An 8,111-nucleotide genomic window follows, 5' to 3' on the forward strand; every position below is an offset into this window, starting at 1 on the left:
GCGCTCTCTAATGTTTTTTAAAACCCACCCCACTCCCACCCCCGGGGGGGGGGGGGGCCCCCCCCCCCGCCCCCCCCCACCGCCTTTCCCGGTCCACGCGCCCAACGGATCCATCACAACCAGCCCCCTCAACGGAACCAGCCATGACCACCACCCCGCCCGTCCCGCTACGGTGCGTCGGCCGCCCGCTCAGCGGCGGCCTGGTCGTGCCGTGGATCACCCTCGAACACAACGGCCACGTCGTCTTCGGTGCTATCGACTCGCGCAAGCGGTACCTGGCCCTCACTCGCCGGCTGTGCCAGATCTGCGGCCAGCGGCTCGGTGACCGCATCTACCTGCTTGTCCGGCCGATGGACGTAGACGCCGGGTATATCGCCGAACCGGCTGTTCACCCTGAATGCCTGAGATACGCCAAGCAGCACTGCCCCATGCTCAATGGCCAGGCATCCCACTACCGGCGCTCGCCGCTGCTCGCCGCGCACCCGGCAGGACGTCCATGCTCCGATTCGCACTGCCCGTGCCCCGACACCAACTCGAGCGGCCACGAGGCCCGCTCCGGACAACCGGCCGATGACTGGGACGCCTGGTTGATCACGCCCGCAAACTACCGGCTCAAGACTGGCCTCCAAGACGACCTTCTCGGCTTGGACCTCGACATCAGCGTCTTGAAGATCAGGCCCATCCGGAGGAACCGCCACGTCGACATTGACGAAAAGCTCGACCTGATCTGGCAGCTTCTCGGCCTTCCACCGAGGATCGGTCAGGGTGACGACCTCGAGCCATAGCCCCCGTGCTGCTGCCCGGCGCGGTGCTCGCGTTCTGCGAATGCACCGAACTCGAGAGAGAGGAGAGAACGGGTGGAATCGTTCATCTTGCATGAGGAGGAAGCCTGCCACTGGCTCACTGAACTCGTAGTCGCCCGCGGAATGGGCATTGGCTTCGGTGAGGGGAATCCCGTACGAAGCACGGATTCTCCACCGATGGGGATGGCCTGGATACCCACGGATCCGGGAGGGATGCCCTCGTCCCGACGCCGCTGAAGCTTGCCACCTTGTCCAAGGCGATGCCCATGCTGGGGAAGCCGGACGCCTCCGGAGTGGAGGCGGCCATGGCGATCCTGCGCGAAGCCGTCCAGGCGGCTAACCTCCTCCTTCAGCAGCTGTCGAACTACGTCGAGGCCAGCACAATGCCGGGCCACGGCAGCTGACCCGCGGGAACGAATACCCTCAGGCGTTCCAGATGCGGGAGACTGCCGGAGAGCCTGGAGGTTGGACCTGTGGAGATCGACTTGAGCGCGGCACGGGAGACCGTGAGACAACTGGCCGAACGGCTGGAGGCGCTCGATGGAAGGGCGGTGGACCAGGCGCCGACCCGCGAAGGGTCGCGCCAGCGCACCGAGATCAGCCGCACCCTGCAGCACCTTGCCCATCTCGGTGACAAGGCTTCTGTAGAGATCATGGAGGTCTTCTACGACTTCCGCGGTTGGGACCGTCCTTCCGGAAAGTGAGCAGCCGGATGAACCGCGACACCGAGATCCTGCTGCGTAACGTGGCTGGCCGCTTGGAACGGGCCGTCACCGAGCGGGACTGCCCCGCAATGGTCGCGGTTCAAGGAGACCGAACCCTGGTGCTCTCCGACTACGACTACCTGCGCGATGCCCCGACCGCCGCGGCGTTCGAACAGCGTGCTGCCGAGAAGGCACGGCAGATTCATGCCGTCCGTTTCGTCTTCGCGGTCCCACAGGTGTGGCTCTTCGACCAGGACACTGTGTACGGCCGCGCGGTCGCCAACTTGCCGTTGAGGGAAGGCGAGCAGGAGCTCATCGCATGGATGAGCTTCGACGCGGACGACGGGGTGGACTACGGCTATCTTCCCTACGCACGTCGCCCGAGCGGCGAGCCGGTCTTCGACGACCATACGGTGATCACCGTCCCAGTCCAGCCGTACGACGACTTCCCGGGCCGCCACCTGCTGCGCGCCCTGACGCACGAGTCCGGTGACCCGACCAGCACGTGACGCTGATGGCCGGTACGTTGCTCGGTCCGGTCGCTCCTCACTGCCCCAGAACGCAGCCTTCGAGGCGAACTTGGCGGGCGTGGTCACACCATGCCGCGCACCGGTGATCTCACCCATGTCGTTTCACCGGGTCCCGCGGCGGGGCGTCGGACCCGGGGCAAGCGGTGACGGCGGAAGCAGATCGCTCCAAGAGTCGCTGTTTCTGGTCGCGACTGAGGTGGATGAGGAAGGCGGCAGCGGCGGTAGGTGCGGCCAGGCGCGCCCGAGTTCCGCGAGCGCGAGACGCCGCGAAGTGAGCTGCCTACCTTCCAGTAGTTGCCAGCGGGCGGCGGCCGGGTGGGCGTCACGGTCGCCTGTGACGAAGTCGGCACTGGATGTGGCCACGGGTACCAGTGTGGGGTCGTCCAACGTGTTCAGGGCCGTGGCGAGGGCGTGGCGGACACGGGTTTCGCGGCGGGTAGTGGGCATCCAGAACAGGATGGGTGTCGTGATGCCAGTGGCGGTGGCGAGTTTGGCGTAGCCAGGCAGTTTCGCCGCGACGCGGTCGGGGCGTTCAGTGCCGAAGTCGAACTCCAGGAACCACTCGAAGGCGGAGCGGTGCTCGTGCCACCGGCCGTAGCCGTCCGGGCGCACGATGTCGCCGAAGTGCCGCTTGCAGCGGGCCTCGGACCACCAGGCGGTGAGCTGTCCGGAGGCATCCGGGTTGCGGGAGCGGGCGATGAGGGCTGTGAAGAAGGCGTTGGTGCCGACGGTGTGGGCCAAGCGCAGGGAGTGGGCGATACCGATGGCTCGCTCGTGCCTGTAGTCCAGGTCGCGGGGGTCAAGGCCGTCTTCGCGCGCGACGACGGCGGCTCCGGCGACATCGAGCACGTAGTGCATGGGCGCGGTGCCGGAAGCAATGAAGGGCTGGAAGCGGTCCAGCAGACGCCACTTGTACAGCTGGAGGAGCCGCAGGTTGGCTGCACGGGCGGATGGATAGGCGATCTCGGTGATCTGGTGTGTGGTGAGGACCTTGTGCTCGTAGAACATACGAGCCAGCCAACGGTCCCGATCCGTGAGGCGTGCGGCGAGCCGGGCGATGTATTCGCCGCTGGTCGCGGCACGCTGGCTGAGGCGCTTGGGCCGGTGGGCGCGCAGAGAGCGTTGAGAAGTGGGGTTGGTGATCACGGTGAAGATGTACCTCCGGGCAATCCTTGGTCTGTGCGGTCTTCGGGCGACGGAGGACCTGTGCGACGAAAATCGCGGGGCTTTGCTCGACCAGGCGGGTTCTCCTGAGACAGCCGCTCGGTGCTGTCAGCCAAGGTGGGACTTTGGCGCAGCGGTGCTTTAGGCAGAACCGGCGGAGGCGGAAATTGCTGGTCGGGTCGCACCGGCGTAGTCGTCGCCTTGGTAGCGGTAGGGTGCGATCTTGATCTTTTCGCCGAAGTTTGGTGCGTTGATCATTTGACCGCCGCCGACGTAGAGGCCGACATGGTGAATGCCTTTATCGGGGGTGCCGTAGAAGGCGAGGTCGCCGGGCAGCAGCGGCTGTCCCTTGGGAACCTGGTGGCCGGTCCGGAACTGTTCTTCGGCGGTACGCGGCAGGGAGATGCCCGCGGCGGCGTAGGCGGCCTTGGTCAGCCCCGAGCAGTCGAATCCAGTGTCCCCGTTTGCCGGGCCGTTGCCTCCCCATACGTACGGGAGGCCAAGCTGGCCCTGAGCGTAGTTGATCGCCTCTCGGGCGGGAGGATTTGCCTTCGCCGTGCCGCCGAGTCCTGAGGCGCTCTGGTAGTCCTCTGCCTGAGCGAGGACTTTCGAGACGTACCACTCGGCGGGGTTGTAAGCGAGGATCGCCTGATGGAGATTGCGTCCGCCGCGGGCGCCGGAGTCGCATAGGTAGTCGACCGCCGCATAGATCGCGTCTCGTGGGTTGTACGGAGAGGGAGCTCGTTTTCCTCGCTGCGGTATCAGGTGCTTGGCAGTGACCGCGTCGAAGGTGGGCCGTAGGAACTGCATCGGGCCCTCAGCGCCTTTGTTGTTGGAGCCACTGTGTACCCCGGGCAGGGTGGATCGGCCGTGGTTGGTCTCGACCTTGCCGATGGCGGCCGGCACTGACCAGTCCAGTCCGGGGCAGGTCGCCGCCGCTTGCTGGTAGAGCGTGAGGTAGCTGGGCGGTATGTCAGTGAGAGCGGTGCGATTGGGCTGGCTGCCGCCAGTACCGCCGAAGACAGACAGGACGCTACTTGCTCCGGCTGCGGCCAAAGTGATGACCAGCAGTATCGCCCCCAGGAGCGTGATGCCGACTCTGGTCATGCCTCACCTCTGTGTGGCGGTGAATGATGAAGTCGAGGCCGTCGGCACGGTGTCCGCAAGGAGTCGGCGGACCTCGGTGGGACTGATGTGTCCGCCGAGGGCGGTCAAGCTGTCGAGTGTCGTCAGGGCTGTACTGGTGATCACGGGATGTTCACCTCCAGATATCTGTAGTGGGGGGGGAGCTGGCAGGTATGGACGCAATTTCGAGGCGGCCTGAGGCTGGGTGGGCTCGGGCGACTGGATGTCACATCGTGCGTCGGGGGTCGGCCTGGACCGGAGTGTTGCGAGCCTCAGGAAGTGCTGCTGGGCCGCGTCGTGACCGGGCATTTCGGGAAGCGGCGGTCCGGATCTGCTTGGCCCGTCCCCGGGTAGGGGGCGGGAGCTTTTCCGTGACTGCGGTGAAGGCGGGGGCTTCGGCTCCGTGGAGCACAGGGCGGACCGCGGTGTGGAAGACGTCCAGATTGGACAGGTCGTGTGCGGTCAGGCGCGGCTCGGTGTGCTGGGCCAGGTGCCGGGCGTCCTCCGGGCTGGCGTTGAAGATGATCTTTGTGCGGGCGTTGGTGCTGATGCCCTCCTCCAGCTCTTTGGGAAGCTGGCGCAGGTACTGGTGGGCGAGCGTCATCGACAGCCGGTAGGCGCGGGCCTCGGCCAGCATGTCGCCCAGCGAATAGGGCAAGTTGAGGAAGTTGTGCGCCTCATCGATGTAGAGAGAGGCGTCATGTCGCTGGGACTGGGGAATACGCGCGCGGGCGGTGGCGGCCTGCCAGGCGCGGGCGACCACGATGGAACCGACCAGGTGCGCGGTCTCCGTGCCCAGCGCGTCCTGGGCGATGCGTACGAGACAGATCCCGCCGTTGAGTGTGTCGTTCATGTCGAAAGTGGAGGGACCGCCGGCGAGGGCATGGCGGACGAACGGGCGCAGCAGGAAGCCTCGAAGCTTGTTCATCAGCGGGGCGGTGACCTGGGCACGGGCTGGGTCGGACAGGTCCTGGTACCAGGTCCAGAAGCCTTTGAGGATTTCGTCATCGAGTTGGTCGGTGGCGCGCTGCCGGAATGCGCGGTTCGACAGCAGTTTGGGCAGGTCGGTCAGCAGGGGGGTGCCGGGCTGGGCGCGCAGGGTCAGGAGTGAGGCGCGCAGGATGTCGTCGGTGCGTGGCCCCCAGGAGGCGGCGTAGACACGGGAGAAGATGGATACCAGGTTGTCTACGGTGCGCGGCGCATCCGCTCCTTCGAGTGGATTGAGCACGGGCGGCCGGGCCTTGCTGTCGGCGTCGAAGAGCACCACTTTCTCTCCGAGCTCGACGGGTAAACGCTGGAGCAGGTCGGTGACCAGATCGCCCTTTGGATCGATGACGACCGTCCCGCGACCGGCTTCGGTGTCGGCGAGGACCATCCGTGCCATCAGTTCGCTCTTGCCCGAACCGGTGGCGCCCAGGACGTGAAGGTGGTGCCGTGCATCGGGGACGCGTAGCCCGACGGGACGCTGGTGCCCGCTGTCGGCCAGCCCGATCGGCCGGACCGCCGATCCCGTGGTAGCGATGCCGGGCGGAGGAGGCACGGCCCTTGCTCCAGCGCGTTGCAGACCGGTGACCGTCTCGTCCCACGGCAGGTGTGCCAGCGCGGCGAGTTCCTGGATCGACAGCAAGTCGCCGCTGTTCAGGCGCCGTTCGGCCAGGTGGCGTAGCGCGTGGTGGCCACGCAGCCGGGTACGGCGGTAGTAGTTGTGCTCGGTGAAGGTGGCGAACGCGGAGGCGATGGCGTGGCCCCGGCCGCGCGCCCGGTCCCGTTCCTTCGCCTGGTCGACGGCCGAGGCATTGTCCGGAGCAGTGGTGGTGACCGCGTAGCGGATACGGGTTTCGTAGGGAGCGCCGCGTTGTTTGGCTACGATCACGCGGTCCTCGGCAGCCATCTCCAAAGCTGTTTGCGGGTCGATGAGCGTGGTGTTCTGCCGGGCGCGGCGGTGGGGGTGGAGACCGGGGGTGAGTAAATCCAGCAGGCGGCTGATCAAGCGGGTGGACCTTCCGGCGCGTGCGTGCCGTGCTGCCCGGCGGGCCTTCTTCACCCTGTGCCCGGTCACCGGCCGGGCCAGCACCTGCACCACCGCCCGCTCCCGCGGCCCCATCCCGACCGGTGCGCCGAGCAGCGGGCGCACAGGGTCGAGGGGGAAGTCGGTACGGATTGGTAGGGCCTCACTCCGTGCTAGTCGCAGCTCCCCGGCGGCGGTGAGAAGTTGCTGTCCCGGAGGCGGTGTAGCGGGCAGAGGGGCATGGGCGGGTGTGGTGCGGGTGTGGGCGCCGGGCCAGGCGGACTCGACGGCCCGCTCGATCATGCCCGGCGGGACGTGACCAGGCACCCATATCTGCAGACGCACGGTTTCGCGGTCGAAGAGGTACTCGAAGGCAAGGTGTGGCTGGCCGGTCAGCCACCGGTGCCAGGCCGGGCGCAACAGCCCCACCAAGTTGGCCCACAGTGCGGCGGCCCCTACGGCGTCCACAGTTGGCGGGGGCAGGATCTGAACGACACGCGCGTCAGCGGCGAGATGCCTCCGGCAGCGGCGGTGCCACCACCAGCGCACCCAGACCAGCGTGGTAGCGCTGGCGACCACGGCAGGACCGGCGATCCATCCCCAGTCGAGCACCCACCTGTGGATGTGGACCAGCACTGCGTGCACCGCGCCGGAAGGGTCGCGCAGGTAATCGCCGACCGGGGAATCCGGTACGTCTGAGCCGGAAGCGGTGGCAAGGAACAACGAGGATGGAAGAACGAAATCAACGGGGCGACCCATGGCACGCGACCTTCCAGGGAGAGAGCGTCAGGGGGTGGAGAGCCGCCGTCAGGCAGCGCGGTCCTGGCGCTCAGGAGCGCGCCGTTCCTCGGCGTTGTCGTGCGTCTCCGGTCGATTGCCCGTGATCAGGCGCAGACCGCCACACGCGCTCGATCGGTGATGAGCCTGGCGTTCGGCGTCGACCTCGGCCTGCCACGAGCGGAAGGTGCGACGGTTCAGCCTCTTGAGGAAGTGCGGAATCCTGTTGGCGGGAATCCCGACCAGCCGCGGACCCAGTACCGCGAGGAGATCGCTGACTTCTTGTGAATGCCATCCGGCCGCGGTGATGGATTCCTCGTCGGGGAAGACATCCGCCACGCGGTCACGTTCGGGATCTAAGGCGGCGTCCTGGGTGCCCCCGAAGCTGAATACCCACAGGAAGTTGTCCGGTGGGTCCGGCTCCACCAGGACGCGGAACCTGGCCACTTCCTTGGTGTAGGCGTAGAAGTTGACTTCCGGCCGGGCGCGGATCACCCGGAGCCAGCTGCGTGTGTAGGCGTCGGTGAAGAAATCGCCCGAGTCGTGGATGCGTATCCAGACCCCGCGAAACTTCGCGGCGCCGAGTTCGCTGATCATTGTCTGCTCCCAGGCGGGTAGATCGTCCAGGACGAAGCGCAGGTTCGCCTCGTGCTTGGCTTTGACCACCGGCCAGGTGTAGGTGCCGTGCCGGGCGTAGCAGACGTGGCGGCAGATCCCTGCGGAGGGGCAGGTGTTGTAGGTACGGCCGTCGGGGAGCCGGCTGGCCCAGGCCGGCAGTGTCCAGTTCCACGCGCCGATCGCGCGCATTTCCCGGTTCTGGGTCAGCAACGGCGATGGTGGTGATGGGGGCAGGCGGGATGGTGCAGATGAGGGGGAAGGCATGAGAGCGCCCTTCGTGCGAAAGAGTGTGAACGACGGCGATATTCCCCAGTAGCGACGCCAGAAAATTCCCCATGGGGATCCCGGCGCTGCACCTGCGCGACCAGGGGGACGCCGCTCG

Annotated in this window: 8 protein-coding genes; 4 read left to right on the forward strand and 4 right to left on the reverse strand. The window is 66.9% G+C overall.

What is annotated here, in order from left to right; translation table 11 throughout:
- Positions 1-143 precede the first annotated feature (143 nt).
- From ACFXB5_RS10925 to ACFXB5_RS10940, 4 genes are all read left to right on the forward strand, one after another.
- Positions 144-785, forward strand: coding sequence for a cell envelope biogenesis protein OmpA (locus ACFXB5_RS10925; protein ID WP_385205246.1), 642 nt, complete (start codon positions 144-146; stop codon positions 783-785).
- Positions 786-1,051: 266 nt separating this feature from the next.
- The gene (locus ACFXB5_RS10930; protein WP_385205248.1) at positions 1,052-1,207 is read left to right on the forward strand and encodes a hypothetical protein; all 156 of its coding nucleotides are present in this window, start codon (positions 1,052-1,054) and stop codon (positions 1,205-1,207) included.
- A gap of 69 nt (positions 1,208-1,276) precedes the next feature.
- Positions 1,277-1,507: a hypothetical protein gene (locus tag ACFXB5_RS10935; protein ID WP_385205251.1), complete on the forward strand. Its 231-nt coding sequence runs from the start codon at positions 1,277-1,279 to the stop codon at positions 1,505-1,507.
- An 8-nt stretch (positions 1,508-1,515) separates the two neighbouring features.
- Positions 1,516-2,016 carry a hypothetical protein gene (locus tag ACFXB5_RS10940; protein ID WP_385205253.1) on the forward strand — a complete coding sequence of 167 codons (501 nt, stop codon included), beginning with the start codon at positions 1,516-1,518 and terminating at the stop codon, positions 2,014-2,016.
- Between the two features lie 123 nt (positions 2,017-2,139).
- Here the strand turns inward: ACFXB5_RS10940 and ACFXB5_RS10945 are convergent, their stop codons facing one another.
- The 4 genes from ACFXB5_RS10945 to ACFXB5_RS10960 form a co-directional block, all read right to left on the reverse strand.
- Positions 2,140-3,183, reverse strand: coding sequence for a replication-relaxation family protein (locus tag ACFXB5_RS10945; RefSeq protein WP_385205256.1), 1,044 nt, complete (start codon positions 3,181-3,183; stop codon positions 2,140-2,142).
- Positions 3,184-3,342: 159 nt separating this feature from the next.
- Positions 3,343-4,308 carry an NlpC/P60 family protein gene (locus tag ACFXB5_RS10950; protein ID WP_385205259.1) on the reverse strand — a complete coding sequence of 322 codons (966 nt, stop codon included), beginning with the start codon at positions 4,306-4,308 and terminating at the stop codon, positions 3,343-3,345.
- 244 nt (positions 4,309-4,552) lie between these two features.
- The gene (locus ACFXB5_RS10955; RefSeq protein ID WP_385205262.1) at positions 4,553-6,979 is read right to left on the reverse strand and encodes a type IV secretory system conjugative DNA transfer family protein; all 2,427 of its coding nucleotides are present in this window, start codon (positions 6,977-6,979) and stop codon (positions 4,553-4,555) included.
- Positions 6,980-7,141: 162 nt separating this feature from the next.
- A complete protein-coding gene (locus tag ACFXB5_RS10960; RefSeq protein ID WP_385205264.1) occupies positions 7,142-7,939 on the reverse strand; it encodes a hypothetical protein in 798 nt (265 codons plus the stop codon).
- Positions 7,940-8,111: the final 172 nt, after the last annotated feature.

It is taken from the genome of Streptomyces sp. NPDC059455 (assembly GCF_042750115.1).
GTDB lineage: Bacteria > Actinomycetota > Actinomycetes > Streptomycetales > Streptomycetaceae > Streptomyces > Streptomyces endocoffeicus.